Origin of the sequence: Streptomyces sp. NPDC051133 (genome assembly GCF_040682635.1) — a bacterium.
In the GTDB taxonomy this organism is placed as follows: domain Bacteria; phylum Actinomycetota; class Actinomycetes; order Streptomycetales; family Streptomycetaceae; genus Streptomyces.
The window spans coordinates 40,970-61,147 of the sequence record NZ_JBFBBK010000053.1; the positions used below are offsets into that span (position 1 = coordinate 40,970).

General features: G+C 64.9%; 18 protein-coding genes. 6 read left to right on the forward strand and 12 right to left on the reverse strand.

Annotated features, from left to right (window positions below; genetic code table 11):
* Positions 1 to 179 precede the first annotated feature (179 nt).
* The 11 genes from lysX to AB0N17_RS36800 all read right to left on the reverse strand — a co-directional run bounded on the left by lysX (position 180) and on the right by AB0N17_RS36800 (position 11,566).
* Positions 180 to 1,670 carry a bifunctional lysylphosphatidylglycerol synthetase/lysine--tRNA ligase LysX gene (gene lysX, locus AB0N17_RS36750; RefSeq protein WP_366015981.1) on the reverse strand — a complete coding sequence of 497 codons (1,491 nt, stop codon included), beginning with the start codon at positions 1,668 to 1,670 and terminating at the stop codon, positions 180 to 182.
* Positions 1,671 to 1,892: 222 nt separating this feature from the next.
* Positions 1,893 to 3,155: an aminotransferase class I/II-fold pyridoxal phosphate-dependent enzyme gene (locus tag AB0N17_RS36755; protein ID WP_366015982.1), complete on the reverse strand. Its 1,263-nt coding sequence runs from the start codon at positions 3,153 to 3,155 to the stop codon at positions 1,893 to 1,895.
* Complete coding sequence (locus AB0N17_RS36760) at positions 3,152 to 3,982, reverse strand: hypothetical protein (RefSeq protein WP_366015983.1); 831 nt, start codon at positions 3,980 to 3,982, stop codon at positions 3,152 to 3,154. Before AB0N17_RS36760 ends, AB0N17_RS36755 begins: the two co-directional genes overlap by 4 nt.
* Positions 3,982 to 4,677: an SDR family oxidoreductase gene (locus tag AB0N17_RS36765; RefSeq protein ID WP_366015984.1), complete on the reverse strand. Its 696-nt coding sequence runs from the start codon at positions 4,675 to 4,677 to the stop codon at positions 3,982 to 3,984. Before AB0N17_RS36765 ends, AB0N17_RS36760 begins: the two co-directional genes overlap by 1 nt.
* Complete coding sequence (locus tag AB0N17_RS36770) at positions 4,677 to 5,384, reverse strand: hypothetical protein (RefSeq protein ID WP_366015985.1); 708 nt, start codon at positions 5,382 to 5,384, stop codon at positions 4,677 to 4,679. Before AB0N17_RS36770 ends, AB0N17_RS36765 begins: the two co-directional genes overlap by 1 nt.
* Complete coding sequence (locus AB0N17_RS36775; protein ID WP_366015986.1) at positions 5,381 to 6,346, reverse strand: radical SAM/SPASM domain-containing protein; 966 nt, start codon at positions 6,344 to 6,346, stop codon at positions 5,381 to 5,383. Before AB0N17_RS36775 ends, AB0N17_RS36770 begins: the two co-directional genes overlap by 4 nt.
* Positions 6,343 to 7,263, reverse strand: coding sequence for an aminoglycoside phosphotransferase family protein (locus AB0N17_RS36780; RefSeq protein WP_366015987.1), 921 nt, complete (start codon positions 7,261 to 7,263; stop codon positions 6,343 to 6,345). The genes AB0N17_RS36775 and AB0N17_RS36780 overlap by 4 nt, the downstream gene beginning before the upstream one ends.
* Positions 7,264 to 7,569: 306 nt before the next feature.
* The gene (locus AB0N17_RS36785; RefSeq protein ID WP_366015988.1) at positions 7,570 to 8,448 is read right to left on the reverse strand and encodes a GNAT family N-acetyltransferase; all 879 of its coding nucleotides are present in this window, start codon (positions 8,446 to 8,448) and stop codon (positions 7,570 to 7,572) included.
* Between the two features lie 178 nt (positions 8,449 to 8,626).
* Positions 8,627 to 9,343 carry a haloacid dehalogenase-like hydrolase gene (locus AB0N17_RS36790; RefSeq protein ID WP_366016000.1) on the reverse strand — a complete coding sequence of 239 codons (717 nt, stop codon included), beginning with the start codon at positions 9,341 to 9,343 and terminating at the stop codon, positions 8,627 to 8,629.
* Positions 9,344 to 9,555: 212 nt separating this feature from the next.
* On the reverse strand, positions 9,556 to 10,146 hold the full coding sequence (locus AB0N17_RS36795; protein WP_366015989.1) for a 2'-5' RNA ligase family protein: 591 nt from the start codon (positions 10,144 to 10,146) through the stop codon (positions 9,556 to 9,558).
* Positions 10,147 to 10,201: 55 nt separating this feature from the next.
* Positions 10,202 to 11,566 carry a helix-turn-helix transcriptional regulator gene (locus AB0N17_RS36800; RefSeq protein ID WP_366015990.1) on the reverse strand — a complete coding sequence of 455 codons (1,365 nt, stop codon included), beginning with the start codon at positions 11,564 to 11,566 and terminating at the stop codon, positions 10,202 to 10,204.
* Positions 11,567 to 12,043: 477 nt separating this feature from the next.
* On the opposite strand from AB0N17_RS36800, the gene AB0N17_RS36805 reads away from it, so the two are divergent.
* The 6 genes from AB0N17_RS36805 (at position 12,044) to AB0N17_RS36830 (ending at position 19,447) form a co-directional block, all read left to right on the forward strand.
* The gene (locus AB0N17_RS36805) at positions 12,044 to 12,238 is read left to right on the forward strand and encodes a hypothetical protein (protein ID WP_366015991.1); all 195 of its coding nucleotides are present in this window, start codon (positions 12,044 to 12,046) and stop codon (positions 12,236 to 12,238) included.
* Between the two features lie 351 nt (positions 12,239 to 12,589).
* Positions 12,590 to 13,471 (forward strand): hypothetical protein, encoded by an 882-nt coding sequence (locus AB0N17_RS36810; RefSeq protein WP_366015992.1) that lies wholly within the window; start codon positions 12,590 to 12,592, stop codon positions 13,469 to 13,471.
* Positions 13,472 to 13,551: 80 nt separating this feature from the next.
* Complete coding sequence (locus AB0N17_RS36815) at positions 13,552 to 15,078, forward strand: amino acid permease (RefSeq protein WP_366015993.1); 1,527 nt, start codon at positions 13,552 to 13,554, stop codon at positions 15,076 to 15,078.
* A 234-nt stretch (positions 15,079 to 15,312) separates the two neighbouring features.
* On the forward strand, positions 15,313 to 17,352 hold the full coding sequence (locus tag AB0N17_RS36820; protein ID WP_366015994.1) for an ABC transporter ATP-binding protein: 2,040 nt from the start codon (positions 15,313 to 15,315) through the stop codon (positions 17,350 to 17,352).
* Positions 17,349 to 18,614 carry a M14 family zinc carboxypeptidase gene (locus AB0N17_RS36825; protein WP_366015995.1) on the forward strand — a complete coding sequence of 422 codons (1,266 nt, stop codon included), beginning with the start codon at positions 17,349 to 17,351 and terminating at the stop codon, positions 18,612 to 18,614. The genes AB0N17_RS36820 and AB0N17_RS36825 overlap by 4 nt, the downstream gene beginning before the upstream one ends.
* 233 nt (positions 18,615 to 18,847) lie before the next feature.
* Positions 18,848 to 19,447: a hypothetical protein gene (locus tag AB0N17_RS36830; protein ID WP_366015996.1), complete on the forward strand. Its 600-nt coding sequence runs from the start codon at positions 18,848 to 18,850 to the stop codon at positions 19,445 to 19,447.
* A 396-nt stretch (positions 19,448 to 19,843) separates the two neighbouring features.
* On the opposite strand, the gene AB0N17_RS36835 is transcribed toward AB0N17_RS36830, so the two are convergent.
* Positions 19,844 to 20,178: hypothetical protein (locus AB0N17_RS36835; RefSeq protein ID WP_366015997.1), on the reverse strand; the 335-nt coding region annotated here is incomplete at its 5' end.

A 20,178-nucleotide genomic window follows, 5' to 3' on the forward strand; every position in this document is an offset into this window, starting at 1 on the left:
CTCGGCGTTGGGAGCCGAGCCTCTGGCTATTCCCGCTCGCTCCTACCCTGCAGCCCAAGGACGCTACCTCCGGAACTTAAGTGCTCGCCGGAGGCTGCCAGATTCCCCGGCAGACTGCTTCAGTGTGGACTCTGCGGTGGCTTCCCACAGAGGCCACACAGATTGAGCGCCGGGACGTATCAGCTGGGCTTCACCAGAGGGAACAAGATGGTCTCGCGGATGTTCTTGCCGGTGAAGGCCATGATCAGACGGTCGATGCCCATGCCCATCCCGCCCGTGGGGGGCATGCCGTATTCCAGAGCGCGGAGGAAGTCCTCGTCCAGTTGCATGGCTTCCGGGTCGCCGCCCGCAGCTAGCAGGGACTGCTCCGTGAGGCGCCGGCGCTGCTCGATGGGGTCGACCAACTCCGAGTAGGCAGTGCCCAGTTCCGCACCAAATCCAATCAGATCCCACTTCTCGGCAAGAAGGGGCTCGGAACGGTGCTGGCGGGTCAGCGGCGAGGTCTCGACCGGGTAGTCCATGACGAACGTGGGCTGCATGATCGTGTGCTCGACAAGCTCCTCGAACACTTCCTGGACCAGCTTGCCCTGCCCCCACTTGACGTCCCAGGCGATCTCACGGGCGTCAGCGAGTTTCCGGACGTCCTCGATTGGGGTGTGCGGTGTGATCTCCTCACCGAGGGCGTCCGAGACCAGGCCGTAGACGGTCTTGCGCGGCCACTCGGCGACGCCGAGGTCGTACTCGACGTTGTTGTGGACGACCACGGTCGTGCCCAGAGCAGCCACGACGGCCTGCTGGATCGACCGCTGAGTGAGGTCGGCCATGTCGTTGTAGTCGAGATAGGTGCCGTAGGTCTCAAGCATCGTGAACTCGGGGTTGTGCGTGGAGTCCGCGCCCTCGTTCCGGAAGTTCCGGTTGATCTCGAAGACCTTCTCGATGCCGCCGACGACGAGCCGCTTCAGGTACAGCTCGATCGCGATACGGAGGTACATCTCCATGTTGTAGGCGTTGATGTGGGTCTTGAACGGCCGGGCTGCCGCGCCGCCGTGGATCCGCTGGAGCATGGGCGTCTCGACCTCGAGGTAGCCCTCCGAGTGCCAGAAGTCCCGGATCGCCCGCACGGTGTCGCTGCGGAGGTGGGCCATCTTGCGGGACTCGTCGTTGACGATGAGGTCGAGATACCGGTACCGGACGCGAGCTTCGGGATCGGTGAGGCCGGCGTGCTTCTCTGGCAGCGGCCGCAGGCACTTCGATGTGATCGCCCAGCTCTCCGCCATGATCGACAGTTCGCCGCGCTTGGACGAGATGACCTCGCCGGTCACGCCGATGTGGTCGCCGAGGTCCACGTCGAGCTTCCACGCCTTGAGTGCCTCGTCGCCGACGCCAGCGAGCGAGATCATCACCTGGATGTCAGCGGTTCCGTCCCGAAGAGTGGCGAAGCAGAGTTTGCCGCCGATCCGTGACAGCATGACCCGTCCCGTGATCCCGACCTTCTCCCCGGTCGCGGTGTCGGCTTCCAGATCGGGGTACTTTCCCCTGACTTCGCCGATGGTGTGCGTGCGCGGGTAGGTCACCGGGTACGGTTCGATGCCGTTCTCACGGAGCCGCGCCACCTTCTCCAGACGGACGCGCATCTGTTCCGGGGCACCCTCGTAGATCTCGTCACTCATGGCACAAGGATAGGCGGAAACGCCTTGCGTCTTCGCCGCGGTTAATGGCTCCTTGAACCGCCAAGACCAGCTCTTGGAGCGCGTGTTGGGAATCGCTTTGCTCGTACGGCGCCAGCGCGCGATTTGTCGCAGACAATGCCGCGGCCCCGACTAGCAGGCCGAAGCGGTTCACCCGTGAGTCGCGCGAGCCGTCACGAAAGATCAAGGCTGGATCTGGGCAGGTCAAGTGGCACTTCCTACGTAGCCACGCGCCAATCCCATGAGCGCAGGGGCCTGTGACGAGACGTCGTTGATTCGTTCGAGAAGGCCGTCGATCTGCTCACTGCTGTGCATGGCTGACACCGTGAGACGGACACGGCATGCCTCCGGAGAGACCGCTGGCGGGGTGACGGCGACGCACCAGTACCCCTTTTCGAGCATCAGCTGCTCGAACTTTGCTGCTGCGTGCGGTGTCCCCATGTGGAGGGGGACGATGGGCCCGTCGCCTGGCGGATGGATACCCATGCGGGCCAGGCCGGTGCGGAGCCGTCGCACGTTGTCCCAGAGAGTGTCGCGTACTCCCGGCTCGCTTCGCAGGATCCGCAGGGCCGCGATGGTCGCTGCCGCCTGTTCTGCCGGCAGACTCGAGGTAAAGCGGTAGCCCGAGCTGAAGGTACGGAGCATTGCGATCGTCCGCTCATCACCCAGCACGGTTCCTCCCATGCCCCCGAAGGCTTTGCTGAGGGTGGCGACTTGGAGGGGGACGCGGCCTGTGAGGCCGAAGTGGTTGGCGGTGCCGGATCCGTCGGCGCCGTACACGCCTGTGCCGTGAGCGTCGTCCACCATGAGGACCGCTCCGTGCGCATCGCATACTTCGACGAGGCGGGGGAGATCTGCCAGGTCCCCGTCCATGCTGAACACCCCCTCCGTGACGACGAGGATGGCGCGCCCCTTGTTCACGGCGAGGATGTCGGCGAGGTGTTCGGCATCGTTGTGTCGGAAGCGAACCCGTTCGGCAGAGGATTCTCGCGCGCCCATCTGGATGCTGCGGTGGCACAGCTCGTCGTAGATGACCACTGGCTGGCTGCTGGGCGGCGGGGATCCGTACCAGCGGCGCGCTAGTTCGCCAGCGTCGAGGATGCCGTGGACGGCCGCGATGTTGGCCAGCAGCCCGGTTGCTGTGATGAGGGCCGAGGGCAGCTTCTTGAACTCGGCGAGCTCGTATTCGAGTTGTTCGAGTAGCCCAAGGTTGCCGCCGAGGCGGCGGGATTCGCTGGTGGCGTGGGTGTGCTCGTGCAGGGCTTGGGTGGCTGCGGCCTTCACTTCGGGCCGGTGGTTGAGGCCGAGGTAGTTGTTCGAGCAGAAGGAGACCACTGTGCTGCCATCGTGGAGACGTACGTGCGGGGTGGGCAGTGTCTCGCTCCGGCGCTCTGGCGGGAGAAGTCCCCGGCCGGCCAGCCAGTCGTGGGCGGCGTGAAGGTCGGAGAACAGTGTTGGTGTGTTCATATGGCGAGCCTCAGGCTGGATGTCACGGTGAGCAGGGAAGCGGCGTGGAAGCCGTCGTGGTGACGAGCGGCGAGGCCCGCGGCCCAGCGAAGGAGCTGGTCGTCCTCGACGAAGAAGCTGTCCTCCTCTTGGCGGGCGAGGATTCCGCAGGTGGACAGATCTGCTAGAGCCTGTCGGCAATGAGGGGCTTCCAGTTCTGCGAATCTGCGATAGCCGGGATGGACGCCGAAGCCGCCGTTGGGGTGGTCCTTGTCGAGGACGCGGGCCATGACGTCGTCGGCGTCGAAGTCCCTGCTCCTGAGGTCGGGGAGGCACAGGGTCACGATGGTGGCCCACGCCCGCCCACGCAGTGCCGCGAGGACGTCTCTATTGCCGGCTACGTGTCGGCTGAAGGCTAAGGCGCCCATCCAGGCCAGGTACCAGGTGTCCTCGCTGCTGTTCCAGTAGGAGTCACCCAACTCCCGGGGAAGCGCGGGCTTGCCGTTGATCACAGGGATACCTCGGCCTGCTGCGGCGTCGTGTGCCTGGTCGATGGTGAAGTATTCGCCGGGGTAGCGGCAGTCGAGGCGCATCCCATGCTGGTGATGCAGGTTGCGGTAATCGTCGATGAAGCCGCTCAGGCGGTCAAAGAGAGCGTCGTCAGGCTTCGTGCCAGCGGGGAGGATGACGTTGACGTCGATGTCGCTGCTTCCGCGGACAGCGGCGCCAAAGGGCAGGCTTCCGCTGGTGAATGCCACCACCGCCTCGGGTATGTGGAATTCGACGAGCTTGCCGAGCTGCTCGTGGATGCGGTCAGCCTCGTCCAGGTCGATGATCTCGCGGGGCATCACAGATCCCCCACTGCATTGTTGACGAACAGCGTCTCCACGCAGGCCTGCGGAGGAAGCTGAATTGCCGCGACAGTCAGCTCAGCGATGGATTCGGGATCCATGAACTCCTTCTTCTCCTCGGGCCGCAGATGGTCGTAGGAAGGGGTATCGACTGAGCCGGGCTGGACGCTCGTCACCCTGATGCGGCGTGGCCGGAGCTCGTCTCGCATGCTCGCGGCGAAACCCTCCAGCGCGTGCTTGGAGGCGCAGTAGAGGGACCAGTCGGCAAAGCCCCTGCGGCCTGCGATGGAGGAAACGAACGTGACCACCGCCCTGCCGTCACGAAGCAGAGGCGTGAACGCCTGCGTGGAAAAAATCGACCCGGCCACGTTCGTGTCGAAGAGTTCGTCGTACTGGGCGCGGCTGGCGGAGGGGAGCGGCGTCGGGTAGCCGACTCCCGCGCACAGGACCAGGGCATCTACGCGTCCGCAGGAGCTCGCCACAGCGTCAGCGGAGCTGTTGACGGCGTCGAGGTCGCGAACATCAACATCGTGCGTACGGCAGCCCTCGTGATCGGCGTGGATGTAGCTGCTGGCTCGCCGGGCAAGGATGTGGACCTTCCAGCCGAGTTTGAGCAGCTGGGTGCTGATTGCCTCGCCGATTCCGAGGCTCCCTCCGGTGATAACCGCGACACGCTCGGTGGTCTGGTTCATCACTGGCCTCCGGTCAGGTCCTCTTGGATGGACTGGCATAGGTCATCTACCGCGGTAGCGGTCCGTTCCGGAGTACTGGTGAACACGTCACCGTCGCGGTTGTGGTCCGAAATGACGAGTAGGCACCGCATCTGGTGGCCGGCGAGAGCAGCCGCGGAGAACAGATGGGCGCTCTCCATGTCGACGCAGTCAGCTGTGCTCGCGAGCCGGTGATGAAGAAGCGTGGAGTCGGCTAGGCAGCCGACCGTGGCGGCAACCCCGCCGGGCAGCCGTGACTTGGTCGGATGGCTACGAGCGTGGAACGACGGGTCGGCAGGAAAGGTCGACTGGCTGGGCGCTCCCGGAGAGGGTTCTGCGATGAAGGCAGACTCCGGGTCCACGATGGTGCCGACCGGTTGGTTCCGCAGGCCGCCGGCCAGGCCGACGAACGTGATCCGCGTCGGTTGGGGAAGTGCGAAGACGATGTCCTTGGCGGCTGTGCCTTGAGGAACGTGTACGACCGCAGCGTCCCCGATCAGGGAAGTGCGCCACCAGCCGTCGCATTCCGTTCCGCCGCGGGCCAAGGCTGTGTGGATGCTGCGGATCGGGGTCAGGACCATCTCGTGACCGCGCCAATCGCGGCCGAGCAGTGTCGTACGTGCCCGCCGCCGCCACTGTTCGTCTGGCACATGCGCCTGGTTGGAGATCAGCTGTGCTTGCGCGGTCACGGCTGGATCACCGGCAGCGTGAGCAGCGGAAGTGGGCAAGCTGTGGCCAGTTCTCGGACCGGTCGCATCATCGGCTCCACGCCCGCGCGCAACTCGGTGAAGGACGCTTCTTCCAGGTTTCCCAGACGGAACCGGTCCTGGTCCAACTTGTAGAGCCACGAACACGTGGCCAGGTCCCCGTTCGGCGCCACGAAGAACACCGACTGTCCCGCTGGGCATCCCTCCACATCGCTGGGCTGTGGCTTTCCGAGGCTGTGGTCGATCTGCATGCCAAGCTGCTTGTACTTCACCTGGAGCTCGGTGAGTTCATCGAACAGTTGCTGCTTGCGCTCGGGCGACAGGCCCAGCTCCGGGTGACGGGCAGCCCGCCCCGCGGGGAACACGGAGTTGATGACCAGCGCCTCGACGCCCAGAAGGGCCATCTCAGCGCAGAACGCGGCCACGTGATCCACGTTCCCGGGGTGGACAACATGGGATACCCGGACGGGGACATCAGCAGCCAGGAGACGTTCAACGGCAACTATGGCTCGGTCGAACGATGTCGGCTTGTTGCGCACAAGTGCCTGTGACTCCCGATTGTGCCCGTCCACGCTCACCGTAATTCGGCGCAGGGCAGTCCCGCGCAGAGCTTCGGCGGTTTCCTGCGTGATGAAGTAGCCATTCGAGTTGACGTATACCTCGGCTACCTTCGGATCAATGGCGGCGATGATCTCAACGAGATCCTCCCGGGCGAACGGTTCACCGCCGGTCAGGTAGAACTCGGTCACCCCAGAAGAGACCATTTCTCGCACGGCGTCGAGGAAACGGGAGGTGCTGAGATCGTCCGAACGAGGGATCTGCGGCGAAGAGTCTGACAGGCAGTGCTTGCATGCCAGATTGCAGTAGTTAGTGACCTCCCATACAACCGTGGCGCCTTCCGCAGGAGGGCGGAATCGGCAACGGTCCCCCACTGTCTTGGTCATATCAGTCCCCTTTCAGATGCTTCGATTGCATGGGTCGCGTTAGTGAGTACGGCTTTCTCGAACCCGTCCGTTGCCGGGCGGTGGCGGCGATGCCAGGCCGCGCATTGAACCGTCCAAATGGCGATAGCTCCAGCCATCCGGTCGGCCAGAGACATTTCCGTCTTCGCCTCGACCATCAGACGTCCCTGCCGGAGTAGTTCCAGGCGTGTGCCTGTTGGCAGGTCCAGGGACGGAGTCAGGCATAGGGCGGCGATATCGTGCAGCGGGTCCCCGGGGCCGTAGAACTCGTAGTCCAGCAACCACGCTCGAGGCTGCTCGGGATCGACAAGCACGTTGGGAGGGGTAGCGTCCCCGTGGCAGGGCACTCGCAGCGGCTCCTGTATTGCCCTGTGGAGTGCTTGGATGCTCGCTGGCGCTTGGGAGCCGAGAGCGGCAGCCAACTCTGCTTGAAGCTCGCTGATTTGAGTCGGCGGGTCGTCGGGCCACGGTCCTGGAAGCCCTACAGATGCAACCACCGTCTCCAGTACTTGTTGCATCCACTTGGATGGATGGCCAGCCGCTGGATCGTCGAGCGGCACACCGGGGAGCTCCTCCAGAATCAGCGTCGGTGGATTCCGGCAGTGCTCCAAGATGTGCGGAGCGAGACCGTCCGGCATCTGTTGCAGCGCGCGCAACTCTCGCTCATGCGGGCCCGGGGTTGCGTACCTCTTGATGTACCTCCCGGTTTCCGCCCCTGATGTTCCCGACCCTGGTACGTGCCACAGCGAACGTCCCGAACGATCGACATGGACGGGTGCCCACCCGGCGCCGCACCCTTCCTCGCTTGCGATATCCACCGATCCCAATTCCACGGGAAACTCCTCGACTTTGCATGCGATGCACGAAGGATTCCGCTGGTGCGATTCGGCCATCTTCATGGCCGTGGCGGTTCCGGGTGCTTCCCCAACTCTGGTGGACCTACAGGGGGTTGGCACATCACGGCCGTGATATCACTCAGGTAATGCGTAGCTCCGCAGCGGCGCCTTCGGGCTAGGCGAACCGCGGTCGACGGCGCCAGTCCGCAGGCCGAAGCCGCGTGTGTACGCCCGCAAGATCAAGGCAGCGGGTTCGATAGGAGCCCTCGCGCCATCGTTAGTCGAAGAAGTCACGGGTAATGCCGTCGGTGCTGCCTCAGATGGCGGAAGTGCTCGCATACAGCCCGTCACGAAACCTCTGCGAGTCCTTCAACTCGCTCCTGGCCTGCCACGCGAGAAGTCGTACAGCGCGAAGTCAGCCACCGGGCGGTACCCGATCCGTTGGTAAAGGCCGTTGCTGGTGGAGTTGGCCAGGTCCGCGAACAGTACGACCTCCACCGCGCCCGCGGCCAGCGCAGTCCTGCTCACTTCGACCGTCGCGGCCGCCGCGTAGCCACGGCCGCGTAGGTGCGCCGGCGTGTAGACGGGGGTCACCCTGATCTGGCCAGCGACCATCGGCGTCACACCCGCCATGGAGACGGGGGTGCCGTCCGGCGTCTGCCAGAACCTGATCCTCCCGTTGACGATGCGAGTGTCGGCCCAGGAGCTCGCGTCGGAGGAGGGAACTTCGCCAATGGCATCAACGAACTCGTGATACCAGCGCATGAGGTGCTCGCGGTCCTGCTCTCCCGCGACGCGCCCCCGGCCTTCCGGGAGTGGCTCCGGTGGGGTAAGCGCATCGAGTCTGTAGAGACGCTGCCGCTCGTGGAGCGACGGCGTCGCACCCGTATACCGCTGCCAGGCCTCAGCGAAGGAAGCAGCGGTGTCGCCGTCTCCACTGACCCCGGGAAGAGAGCGCCCAAGGCTGGCCAGACGAGCGGCGAGGGCGTCGGCCTCCTCGGGGGTGAGGGAGGTGAGGACGAGACGGTGGGGCGGGGTGCGGAAGAGAGCCCCGCGGACCTCGCCTCCTCGCTCCAGCCAGCCGAAGATCGGCGCCTCGGCGCCATACGCGCCCGCCCCACGCTTACGTACGGATTCGGTTACCGTCAGAGGGAGTGTGTGCAACGCGGGGCGTGACTGTAGAAAGTCTCCGGCTCGGCCGAGAAAGCCGTCGACATCTTCAGTGAGGTGCCACTGCCCCGGGCGCATACCTCACGATCACTCGCGCTGTCGATGTGCGCCCGCGGGATTCCGCTGGTCAGGTGACTGAGCCCGGAGGCATACCGAGAACGCTGCATGTCTCTGCGTCGGGCGGCGCAGCGGAGATCAGACCTCGGGATGTCGCCGGTACGGCGCCACGCCAGCCGAGCCGAGGTTCGTAGAACGTTCAGGCTGCGAGGGACGTGATTGCGTCCAGTAGCTGCCCTACGTCTTCCAGGCTCTGGAGAACAACATCTGCCCCGGCTTCCTTGAGATCCCGGGCGGAGGTCTTGCCTGAGGGCACGCCGATAACGGCAGCGCCGCCCTGCAAGCCGGTGCGTACGTCTTCGAGGGAATCGCCGATAATCACGGTGTTGGTGCGGGTGAAGGCGGTGCCGTGCTTGGCCTGAGCGCGATTCTGCGCAACGCCGACGAGTGCGGGACGGTGGTCATCGTCCGACGCATACCCTCCGATCTCCGTATCGAGGTAGGCATCGAGTTTGAAGGCTGCAAGCTTCAGCAAAGCGTTCGGCTTGAGGTTGCCGGTGACTGCTGTCGCTACCCAGTTCTCGTGCTCGTGTATGGCCTGGAGGGCAGCCTCCGCGCCGGGCATGAGGACGCGTTGGCCGCGGAGATCGTCTGCGTGGGCGGCATGCCGCTTCGGCAGCAGCTCCACCATGCGCGGAAGTAGGTCTGGGACCGCGTGCTCCGGTACGCCGTTGTCGAGGAGCAGGGACCGGATGGCGAGGGGCATGGTCACGCCGGTTCCGCGCGCCGGGAGACGCTCGGCGGGGCGGCCTACCACTTCAGCGAACGTCTCGCGGTACACCTGGCGGTCGATGTCCCCGACGTAGAGCAGCGTGCGGTCGATGTCCCAGAGGATCAGAGTCTGCTGCTCTCCAATGTCCTTCAATTCCTTGCTCCCATTTACTGGCAGCCTCGCTGTTCGCAGCGGGGCGACGAATACGGAGACCCCGCTGCCGCGCTGCTGAGCACGGCCTTGTGAGCTTCAACGACCCTGGTGCCAGGCGTCACCAGCGAAGACTTCGGCCATGACGCCTGACCGCTACCTGTTTGCGCAAGATCGGAGTCGCTCGCGCAATTGGGTCTTGGCTGTCAGCGCAAAGGCAGTTCAGCGAGGGTGCGCCATCGGTAGGCGCGATCTTCGCGCCGTAGTTCCACCAGTTCAACATGTCCGATCGGCACTGTGATGGCGGGGAGGTCACGCAGCGGCCTGATCGCCTCCCTCACCTTGTGCGCGTCCAGAGTCCGGTTGCAGTAGGCAATGCCGATGTGCGGGCGCAGCACAGAGGTCGGCTTCTTCAGCGGCAGTCCGCACTGATCGCTCGTAAGCGAGAGGGCACTGTGCAGGTTGATCAGCGGGGTCCAGGGGGCGACGCTGTAGCGGATGGCCCCGCGGGAGGCAGCCATCGGGACTGCACTGATGGTGAAGGCGTCGGGAAGGAGCTCTGACGCGCGGGCGCGGAGTGTGTGAAGCTGGGCTTCGCTGACCTCGTTGGCCAGGCCGATCCGCCCCAGGGTCAGATGTAGCCCGTCCTCGTCGATGAGGTCGAAGCCGAGGGAAGCGAGCTGCTGCTGGCAGGTTCGCGTCTGCTCGGCAAGGGGGACGGCATCGGCGAACGTGAGCATCCAGTAGTAAGCGCGCGTGGATGCGTGCCAGCCTGGCCGGTCCCAGTGGTTGTTCATTTGATCAACGGTGCCGAAGGCCTCCCAGTCGTGCGCGGCGATGATGTGGGGATCATCAGTGCTGGGCGGAGGGACGGCGGGAAACGCCGTGGGGCTGGCGGTCAAGAGCACTGGCGGCCCCTCTCGCTCGCGGCTGTCCGTCTGGGCGTGTCATCTTGGCAGAATCGGCCACGGCGCGGGTCAGCGGGGAGGAACGCCACACGCGCAGGGCTTCCGTGTAGTTGCGTACGGCCGGCAGGTCGCGCCACTGGGTGGCGCGGTCAGCGAGTTCTCCGGCGCGCTGGACCACAGACCGGATAGGCGGCCCACCGCCGGCGTCGAGAACCTGCCGTCCGAGAACCATGGCGTGCTCAACGTCAGGTCGCGACCCGGTCAGCTGGGCGGTGGCGACATCGAGACGGACCAAGGCTTGGCTCCAGGCGGAGTCGGACTGCGCTACGAGCCCGTCGATCTGCTCGGCGTACGCAATGACTTTGGGTGTGTCGCCGAGCGCAACGTGGGCGGTGGCGGCGTTCGCCAGGGTGCGGGCCAAGCTGTAGGGGGCGAAGGATATGCACGAGGTGAGCCCGTCGGGCAGCACGTGCTGTCCGCTGAGCTCTTCTGCCCGGGCGAGGGCGCGCTGGGCGCCCGTGGCGTCCCCGAGCTTTCCCAGGGCACGGGCGCTTCCGTTTGCCAGGAGGCGAATGGCTTGGGGGTTATGAGGATTGATGTCTATGCCCGCCTCGGCCCAGGTGAGCGCATCGGCGAAGCGACCCGCATAGTAGGCGCTCAACGATCGAGTGCCCAAGGCCCACATCATCAGATCCTGGTCCTCGATCTCGGCCGCGAGCGCGTGGGCCTCTGTGCAGTACGCCTCCGCCAAAGCCTCGCGTCCGGCGTTCACGGCCATGTAGCCAAGAAGTCCAGAGGCCTGCGCGGCCAGCCGGAATAGGGCTTCACACTGCCTGGGTGGCTGCTGTACCTCCAACAACGGTTGGACGAACGTGCGCAGTTCAGTCGTGACCGACACCAACTGGTGTGGACCTTCTTGTTCATAGCGATCCACGATGTCCGTGATCTGCTGCTCAAGTATGCACAGCGTCCCAGGATCCACATGGGATGACGTGAGGGTATTCAGCCGCTTGGCGATCTCCAGCGGGCTTTCCCACTCAACTTTGACGACTGGAGAATGTTGAACGGCGGGACGCGGGAGGGGAGCGAGCTCAGGTGGGACGCCGAGACCGGTAAGGAACTCGACGATCTTGTCGATGTTGGTGAGGCGTCGGCGTCCCGCTTCGAGCATGGAGAGGAACGCTTGGCTGAGGCCGGTTAGTTGAGCAACGTCGTCTTGGCGCAGAGATCCGTGCTGGCGGATTAGGCGGGTTACTTGGCTGAAGTCCCATGCCGCTAAGGCTTGTTGAACATCGATGTTTCGCCACACGTGTTCTGGAACGGAGGGAGTGGCTGGGGTCGGGCTGTGGGAGCGGAGGCAGGCCGAGCACAGCGTTCCAGAGTTGTACTGGCTTAGTTGGCAGCCGCACCGTTCACAGCGTCGCGGCGACTGCGCAAGCACTCCTGCCTCCCCGGTTGAACGTGGGCGTGTCGCCCCAACTGCCCCTGGTGAAACCGAAATCACTCCAGTGATATCACCTGGGCAATGTGCGCGCCGCGAGTTTTCCCACCACTCTGGGGTCTCCCGCAGTGCGTAGCACCGACGAACCATCCGGGAACGGATCTTTCGGGCCCAGCACGCGACGCTCGCGCTGTGGACTCAGCTATCCCTGATCTCGGCCACCGGAGTCCAAGGTGCTTTCGGCCCTACACGTACGGATGGATCAGCCCATGACGCGGATGCCCCAGCGGCATCTGGCGGTGCAGCAATCGTGCCGCGGCAGGCGCCGCCGCTTGGAGGCCCGTTGTGGTCGTTAGCTTCTCCGCCGTCGTGCTCCTGGGCGTGCTCGTTTTCCTCCTCATAAAGAAGGCGGGCCTGAACGTCGCGCACGGCATCGTGTGCATCCTGTTCGGCTTCTTCCTGGCCAGCAGCTCTGCGGCCCCGAGCATCAAAGAGGGCGTGCAGGGCGCGGTCGAGCTGATCGCAAAGATCGACTTCTAGGCCGACCGTCGGGGCATAGGCGCGGTTGTTGGCTCCCCTCCCTTCACCCCCATGCCCTGACGGTCTTTCCACCACCGGACGTGACCCGAGGACTTTCGATGATGCCGATACCCGATGTGCCTGCGCGCCGGGCGGTGATCCTGGCCACCGCTGCGGCGCCGCTGGGGGCCCAACGCCTCTCACTGCCCACGCTGGACGGCAAGAGCGCAGTTCAAGCACGAGGGGAAGCCGCGCTCGTCGGGACTCAGGAGCTCGCCCCATCTGTCGAGCACGCGAGGCGGGCGGGCCATGGGTAGGCACAGACCTGCCCTCGACCGGCATCCGGCCCGGGACGACTCCGCCCTTCGTAGGGTGATCGAGGATGCTGCGATGGGTCGCTGGGAAGGAGCTCGCGAGCTCCTGGCCTCGACGGGGGCCGACTGGGACAGGCGGATCTTCCGCCTGCAGGTCCTCGCCCGTATCGGAGTGCGGTTGACGTTCGCCGACACATGGGCGCAGGCAGAACCTCGCTCCCCTCACGCTCTGGCTCTGCTGGCCAATGTATTGGCCTTGAGGTCGATGGCCGACGGCCCGGGGCGGGGGCCCACCGAGGGGATGCAGCAGGCGTGGAACACCTGCGGTGCCGCCGCCGACGTACTGCCGAACGACCCAGCCCCATACGTTGTCATGCTCGCGTTGACGCGCTTCCATTCGCCGCCCCGAGACCGCGAATGGCGCGCGACGGTGAAGCAAGTGTGGAAGCAGGCACTTGAGTGCGATCCCTGGAATCGGGAAGCGCACCACGAACTGCTCACCTACCTCTTCCCCTCCTGGCACGGCAAAGGCGGCGAAGTCTTCCACTGGGCGCAGGAACGGTGCGCCCACACCCCCCGAGGGCTGCCGCTGCACGTGCTGCCGCTGGTCGCACTCGCTGAATCCCACCGCCTGCGCATGGAGGTGGACGGAGACCGCTACGGACTGACCGTTCATCCATGGACGGACAATCCTTCGACCTGGCAAGCGTGGGAGAACTGGTGGGACTGCCGGGCGCCCAAGCGACCGCACGCCGCCTTCCACGAGGACGCCAACTACCTGGCGCACGCCTTGTCGTTCGCGGGCCGGCATCTGGAAGCCGCAGATGTCTTCGACGCCATCGGCCCATACGCAACTGATGTGCCGTGGGGCTACTGCGGCGACGCCACGAAGTTATTCCTCCGCCATCGCGGCTGGGCGATGAAAGTCGCCGAGCCCTGAGCACAAGGCCGATGTTCCGAGCGCCAACCGAGCGTGCCACCTCACGAGTTAGACGTATTCACGATGGAGGAAGCATCCCTATGCCCTTAGAGATTCCGAGCATCACGCAGTCGGAAGAGGAGCGCCTCGCCGAGCTGGGCATTACCCAGACACTCGACCGCAGCATGAGCGGGAGGCAGAACTTCGCGGTCAGCTTCACGATCATCAGCGTTCTGAGTGGCTGCCTGACCATGTACGCGTTCGGCATGAACACCGGCGGCCCCGCACTGATCATGTGGGGCTGGGTGCTTGTCGGCCTGATGACCCTGTTCGTCGGACTGGCCATGGCGGAGGTCTGCTCCTCATACCCGACCTCGGCTGGCCTCTATTTCTGGGCACACAAGCTGGCCCCGCGGAAGTCCGCGCCTGCCTGGGCATGGTTCACCGGCTGGTTCAACACGCTCGGGCAGGTGGCCGTAACCGCCGGCATCGACTTCGGCGCCGCCAGCTTCCTCAACGCCTACTTGAACCTTGAGTTCGGCTACGCCGCCACGCCGGGCCACACCATCACTCTGTTCGGAATCATCCTGCTGCTCCACGCCCTGGTGAACACCTTCAGAGTCCGAATCGTCGGCTTCTTCAACACCGTCTCGGTGTGGTGGCACCTGATCGGCGTCGTGGTGATCGTCGGCGCCCTTCTGACGATCCCGGACCACCACCAGTCCCCCTCGTTCGTATTCGGCGAGTTCGTCAACAACACTGGCTGGGGATCCGCTGTGTACGTCGCGCTCATCGGATTGCTGATGGCGCAGTACACCTTCACAGGCTACGACGCCTCCGCGCATATGACCGAGGAGACCAAGAACGCATCCGTCGAAGGCCCCCGCGGGATCATACGCTCCATCCTGGTCTCCTGGGCCGCCGGCTTCGTACTCCTCTTCGGACTCACCTTCGCCATCCAGTCCTACAGCGGCTCCCTCGAATCGGAAACCGGGGTTCCGCCCGCGCAGATCTTCCTGGACGCCCTCGGCGAAACCACAGGCAAGATGATGCTGCTCATCGTCATCGGTGCCCAACTCTTCTGCGGCATGGCCAGCGTGACAGCCAACAGTCGCATGATCTACGCCTTCTCCCGCGACGGAGCCCTCCCCTTCTCCAAGACGTGGCACAAGCTGCACCCGGGAACCCGCACGCCTACCAATGCTGTCTGGCTGGCCGCCGGCGGCGCCTTCATCCTGGGCCTGCCCTACCTGTTCAACTCGACCGCATACGCGGCCGTCACGTCGATCGCGACGATCGGCCTGTACATCGCCTACGTCATCCCGACGCTGCTGCGACTACGGCAGGGGGACGCGTTCCGGCGGGGCCCCTGGCACCTGGGCCGCTGGTCTGTGCCGGTCGGCGTGATCGCCGTGGCCTGGGTCGCTGTGATCACCGTGCTGTTCATGCTGCCGCAGGCTTCTCCGGTGACCATCGAGACGTTCAACTACGCGCCGATCGCAGTGGGCGTGGTGCTCGTGTTCTCCGGGACCTGGTGGCTCGTCTCGGCCAGGCGTTGGTTCCTGAATCCGAGCCATCCAAGGAACAGCACTCCGGCGCTGCCCGTATCGCAAGGAGCATCACGCTGAGCTGACGCCGAGAGCGCCGTTCAGTGCGGTCGACGGGGGCAGCGGCGGCGCTGCCGGTGCTGCCCCAGGTCACCGTCGATTGTCAGTGCCTGCTGGCATCCTGCCGACCTTGCATAACCCTGAGTGTCCAATCGATCACTCAGGTGTCGGGTTGTGATGAGAAAGGTGCACCACCGTGAGGACCCTGCCGACCATGTTCCACAGCCTGCTGTCTGCGCTGACGGGGGTGGTTTGGTGATCGGCGCGGCCAAGAGCAGCAAGGCCCTCGCGGATGATCCCGAGCCGGTTGTTTCCGAGTCCGAGAAGCTCCTGTTCGGCGGGCCCCTGCGCTACGACCAGGGCTGGTCACGGCACGAGGAGGCCCGATCGCATGTCGACTTGCGAAGCATGATCAAGCAGCTGCCCGCGCAGTTGGCGCAGGTGATGCGGCTGGCGTGGACCGCTGACCGGAGCGCGACGCGGCAGCTGATCGGGGCGGAGATCGGTCAGGGCATCGCTCGGGTGATCACCCTGCTCGCGGTCAACGCTGCGCTGGCGCACGTGATGGCCGGAGCCAGTCTGCAGGAGCGGGCTCGGGCCGCGGTGCCGGCTCTCGTAGTGGTCGCGCTGTCCATGACGGTGGCGTCTTTGTGCCGGTCACGGTCGACGTATATGACGGGTCGCCTTGAACCCAAAGTTGAGCGAAAGGCAACCGAAACGTATCTGGAACGCGCGTGCCAGGTGGAGCTGGAGGCTATCGAGGACGACGGCTTCCACCGCCTGTTGGACTCGGCGCAGTACGGGACGATCTCAGCCCGTTACGCCATCAAGATGGGCACCGCGGTCATCAACGCCCTGCTCTCGTTCATGGCGGCGCTTGGTGTTCTAACTGTGCTGCATCCGATGTTGATGCCGATGTTGGTGCTGATGGCGCTGCCCAGCGGCTGGTCTGCGCTGGTCACGGCCCGCCGCCGCTACCGGCTGTTCCAAGCCTGGGTTCAGCATTCGCGGGCTTGCCAGAAGATCGCCCAGATGATCATTGACCCGAAGGCTGCGCCCGAGATCAGGGTGCACCGGGTTGGCCCGTTCCTGTTGGAGCACTTCCGCGGCATGTCGGAGGCTGCGGAAGCCGAAAAGGAGCGTGTTGCCCGCCAAGAGGGGCGCACTGTCCTGATCGCCTCTGCCTGGACAGGTCTGGCTACCGCCGCGACGTACAGTGCCCTCTTCGCGTTGCTGTGGGGTGGCGCCATGGACCTGGCGGTGGCCGGCACAGCCATCATCGGCATCCGTACCGGGGCGGCAAGCCTGACGACCCTGGTGAATCAGCTCAACTCCCTGAACAGGGAGACATTGCACGTCGCAGATCTGGAACGGCTGATCACCGAGGCTGACCGGCGTGCCATTCCGGCAGGCGGTGTGGATCTCCCCGAGCAGGTCAGCGAGATCCGCTTCGAGAACGTGTCCTTCACCTACCCCGGGCAGGACAGTGATGACGAACTTGCCCTGAATGACGTCTCTCTGACTATTCCGACCGGCAAGATCGTCGCACTCGTGGGAGTCAATGGTGCCGGCAAGACCACTCTGGTGAAGCTGTTGGCCGGGCTCTATCGGCCGACGTCCGGGCGGATCTTGTGGGACAGCGTGGACAGCGCACAGGCCTCGCGTGAGCAGCTCGTCTCGAAGATCGCGATGGTGGCGCAGGACTTCACGAGGTGGGTGTTCACTGCCCGCGTGAACGTGGCCATTGGCCGCCCCGAACTTCCCGTGGAGGCAGGCAGGTTGCAGAGCGCGATCACGCATGCTGGCGCCGAGGATGTGATTGCGAAGCTGCCACGCGGACTGGACAACCTGCTCGGGCGCGGTTTCCGTGGCGGAGCGGAGCTGTCCGGCGGTCAATGGCAGCGGATGGGGATCGCCAGAGCGGCATACAGAGCAGGCGATGTATTGATCGTGGACGAGCCAACCGCAGCCCTCGACGCGCGTGCCGAGCTGGAAGTCTTCGGCCGGATCCGGGCCCTTGCGGACGCTGGGCAGACGATCGTGCTGATCACGCACAGGCTCGCCTCCGTACGGCACGCCGACCTCATTCACGTTCTCGACGGTGGCCGTCTCGTCGAATCCGGCAGTCCCGAACAGCTCCTCGCCCAGGACGGTTCCTTGTACGCCGAGCTCTACAACCTGCAGGCGAGCCAGTTCGAAACCGAGCGGAATTCCAATGGAGGACCGGTTCCCTGGCCTCGCTCGTCCTCGTCCGACGCCTCCAGTGCCGCGACATCGTCAACGGAGAGACCATGAAGAACGTGGGGTCGGCCATACGCGCCGCCGAGCTTCTGGTGGGGCATGCACCGCCCACGTGTGGGGCCCTTCAAGCGCGGCTGCATCGCATAGCCGACTCCTATCCGGAGCTCTGTCAGATCACGCAGGTCGGTCGTTCAAGGTCGGGTGCAGTGATGGAGATGCTGTGCGTGAAGGGCGGGGATCACGACGTCCTGATCGTGGGCGGCCCGCAACCGAACGAGCCGATCGGCTTCGCGTCCATTCTGGCCCTTGCCCAGTACGTGACGACGAACGCCGAGATGCAAGCCGAGCACTCATGGCACTTCTTCGCTTGCTCGGACCCGGACGGTGCCCGGCTCAATGAACCGTGGACGACTTCCTGGCCCCCCACGATGGAGTCGTACCACCGCTATTTTTACCGGCCGGCACGATGGCATCAGCCTGAGTGGACCTTCCCCGCATCCTCGTTCACGGGGCAGCTACCCGAGACCAAGGCTCTGATGGCGGTCATTGATGAAGTCCGCCCCGAGCTGTATGTGTCGCTGCATAACTCGGACTCGGGCGGGGCGTTCCTGATGTCGTCCCACGCGGAAACGTACCTCCCGAACATCCTGCAGTCTGCGGCCTCAAGCCATCGTCTTCCCGTTGAGGAAGCGCCATTGGACTGCGCCGGATGGGCCAGCCCCGGAACCGGTGCATTCGTGCTCCCAGCGGTGGCCAAGGAGACGTTGGAGTCCAGTGCCAGCGGGCCGGTGTGCGGTTCGAGCAGCGCACACTATGCAGGCCAGTACGGATTGGCTCTCTTCCTCGAGGTGCCGATGTGGCACACGCGGGGAATCACACTTCCCGCCGGTGTTGGCGCCGAGGTGCTGGAGTCCGCTGCCACAACCCTCGATGACGTACTGCAGCGAAGCGGACCGTACGCACAAGACAGCGTCTTCCTCCCAGCCGCCCTGGACATCCTCACGGTCCTCCGGCTGAACGCCGACGTTCTGCGGCAGAACGCCGGGGCAGGGACGAACCAGGACCGTGCGCTGCTCGCTCCCCTGCGCGCAGCCGGCATGATGCTGCGGCATCTCGAATCTCAACCGGACCATGCCCCGGATCTCACAGCCGAACTCACCCGCACGGAAAAGGAGTTCCGTGCGTGGTGTTCGCGAGCCGAGGACACCTTGCACCCCGTGCCGATCCCTTTGCATGACAGCGCGGGCTTCCAGATCGAAGTGATCCTCCGAGCAGCCGCTGCGCTGACGGGTTCTCCTTTCCTGGCGAGCCGGTGAGAGCGCGAGAGATTGCGCCTATTCGCCGGGATACCGCACTAGCAGAGCCGCGGTCACCCGAGCGTTCTGAGGGGAGTGAAGCCAGCACTCCGGCATAACCAGTGTCACCGCCTGTCCGAGGCCAACGCACTCTCCAGCAGAGGCCACGTGACACGCAACTGAAGGGCGCAACCGCACCCACCGACATCGCACCTCCATTGGCACCGAGCAGCACAGCAACGAAGGAGACGGAATTGGAACGCGTTGAAATCATCCCCGGCCTGATCGTGGATGAGGAGATGTACGAGCACGCGGTTCATGGCCTGGAGCACCATGCGCCGGGCGAGAAGCTCACCTGGGAAGCCTTCACCGACGAGCGCAGCTGGCTCTTGATACCGGATCCGGACGGCGCCGGCTACAAGGGAGAGCTCGTAGTTCGCCGAGAAGAAGTCCGCACCATCAAGATCAACCTGTGGATGGCGCCGGACCTGAGGGCTGGCGCAACGCCCGCCCCTCACAATCACCCGTGGGTGTTCCGGGCGCACGTACTCATGGGCGGCTACACCGAGCGGCGGTACCAGGTTCTTGACGGAAAGGTCCATACGGAGACGCGGTCACACACGGCTGGCGGGGAGAACTACGTGCCGCTGGACGTCTTCCACGAGGTCACTCGCATCCACGCACCTGCCCGAACTCTGACGCTGATGGTCTGCGGCGAGGGCAGGAAGGGGAACTGGGGGTACCTGGACGTAGCCACGGGAGCCTTCGAGGAGAATCCAGCCGATCCGACGTTCAAGGCCCGGCTGCTGGCCCTCAATCCGCGGCTTCGCCTACACGACGTGTCGGGATCCTAGCCAGGATCCCTGCTGGCAAGCGTGTCGGAAGAGAACGGGCAGAGAGGGTTATGGGCAAGGGGAGGTCGGCCGGTCGTTCTGGCCTCGGTCCAGGAGGGCTCGGATTCCAAAGCGCCGTGGCGTCGTCTGAAGCGTCTCAATCACATCTTTGATGTCCGGTACGAGGCATCGCTCGGCACCCCACCACGGACGGAACCCACGTTGCCGGACCTTGTGGTTCCCGGAGTGGTACCGCCATGTGCAGGCGATCACAGAGAGTCCTGATCTCATGGTCTCCGGTTGGCAAGGGTGCTCCGCCCTCTTGGGAGGACGGAGCACCCTTCGAGCAATGCAGCCAGCAGCTCGGATTGGACGTGCTCCACGCTACGGCAGCCAAGGTCTGTGCCCGGGGATGAGTCAGACCGTGGTAGTGACGGTCTCGGTGGCGGGGGCGTAACAGCCTTTGCCTCGCTGCATGTTGGCGACGGGAATGGTGTAGTGCAGGCTCTCGAAGGCTTGCAGGAGCTTGGTTTCCATCTCCTTCGTTGTCTTCGTATTTGCCGCGCTTTCCGGGGCCGGCGAGTAGAGGCAGGCGCCGCCGCGGGCGGCGACCCACTCGTAGCGCGGGAAGTAGATGGAGCCGTTCTTGTTCGCCTTACAGGTACGGGCGTGGTAGCGATGTACCGCTATGCGCTCCGAGAGATTGCCTGTCTCTCCGATGTAGGCGACCGACGACTCTGAGTTGGGGTAGG

Bases quoted from the DNA above. Each gene is read 5' to 3' on its own strand.
- AB0N17_RS36775 (WP_366015986.1), bottom strand. From the start codon at position 6,346: ATGACCAAGACAGTGGGGGACCGTTGCCGATTCCGCCCTCCTGCGGAA.
- AB0N17_RS36760 (WP_366015983.1), bottom strand. From the start codon at position 3,982: ATGCCCCGCGAGATCATCGACCTGGACGAGGCTGACCGCATCCACGAG.
- AB0N17_RS36815 (WP_366015993.1), top strand. From the start codon at position 13,552: ATGCCCTTAGAGATTCCGAGCATCACGCAGTCGGAAGAGGAGCGCCTC.
- AB0N17_RS36785 (WP_366015988.1), bottom strand. From the start codon at position 8,448: ATGCGCCCGGGGCAGTGGCACCTCACTGAAGATGTCGACGGCTTTCTC.
- AB0N17_RS36795 (WP_366015989.1), bottom strand. From the start codon at position 10,146: ATGAACAACCACTGGGACCGGCCAGGCTGGCACGCATCCACGCGCGCT.
- AB0N17_RS36765 (WP_366015984.1), bottom strand. From the start codon at position 4,677: ATGAACCAGACCACCGAGCGTGTCGCGGTTATCACCGGAGGGAGCCTC.
- AB0N17_RS36780 (WP_366015987.1), bottom strand. From the start codon at position 7,263: ATGAAGATGGCCGAATCGCACCAGCGGAATCCTTCGTGCATCGCATGC.
- AB0N17_RS36825 (WP_366015995.1), top strand. From the start codon at position 17,349: ATGAAGAACGTGGGGTCGGCCATACGCGCCGCCGAGCTTCTGGTGGGG.
- AB0N17_RS36755 (WP_366015982.1), bottom strand. From the start codon at position 3,155: ATGAACACACCAACACTGTTCTCCGACCTTCACGCCGCCCACGACTGG.
- lysX (WP_366015981.1), bottom strand. From the start codon at position 1,670: ATGAGTGACGAGATCTACGAGGGTGCCCCGGAACAGATGCGCGTCCGT.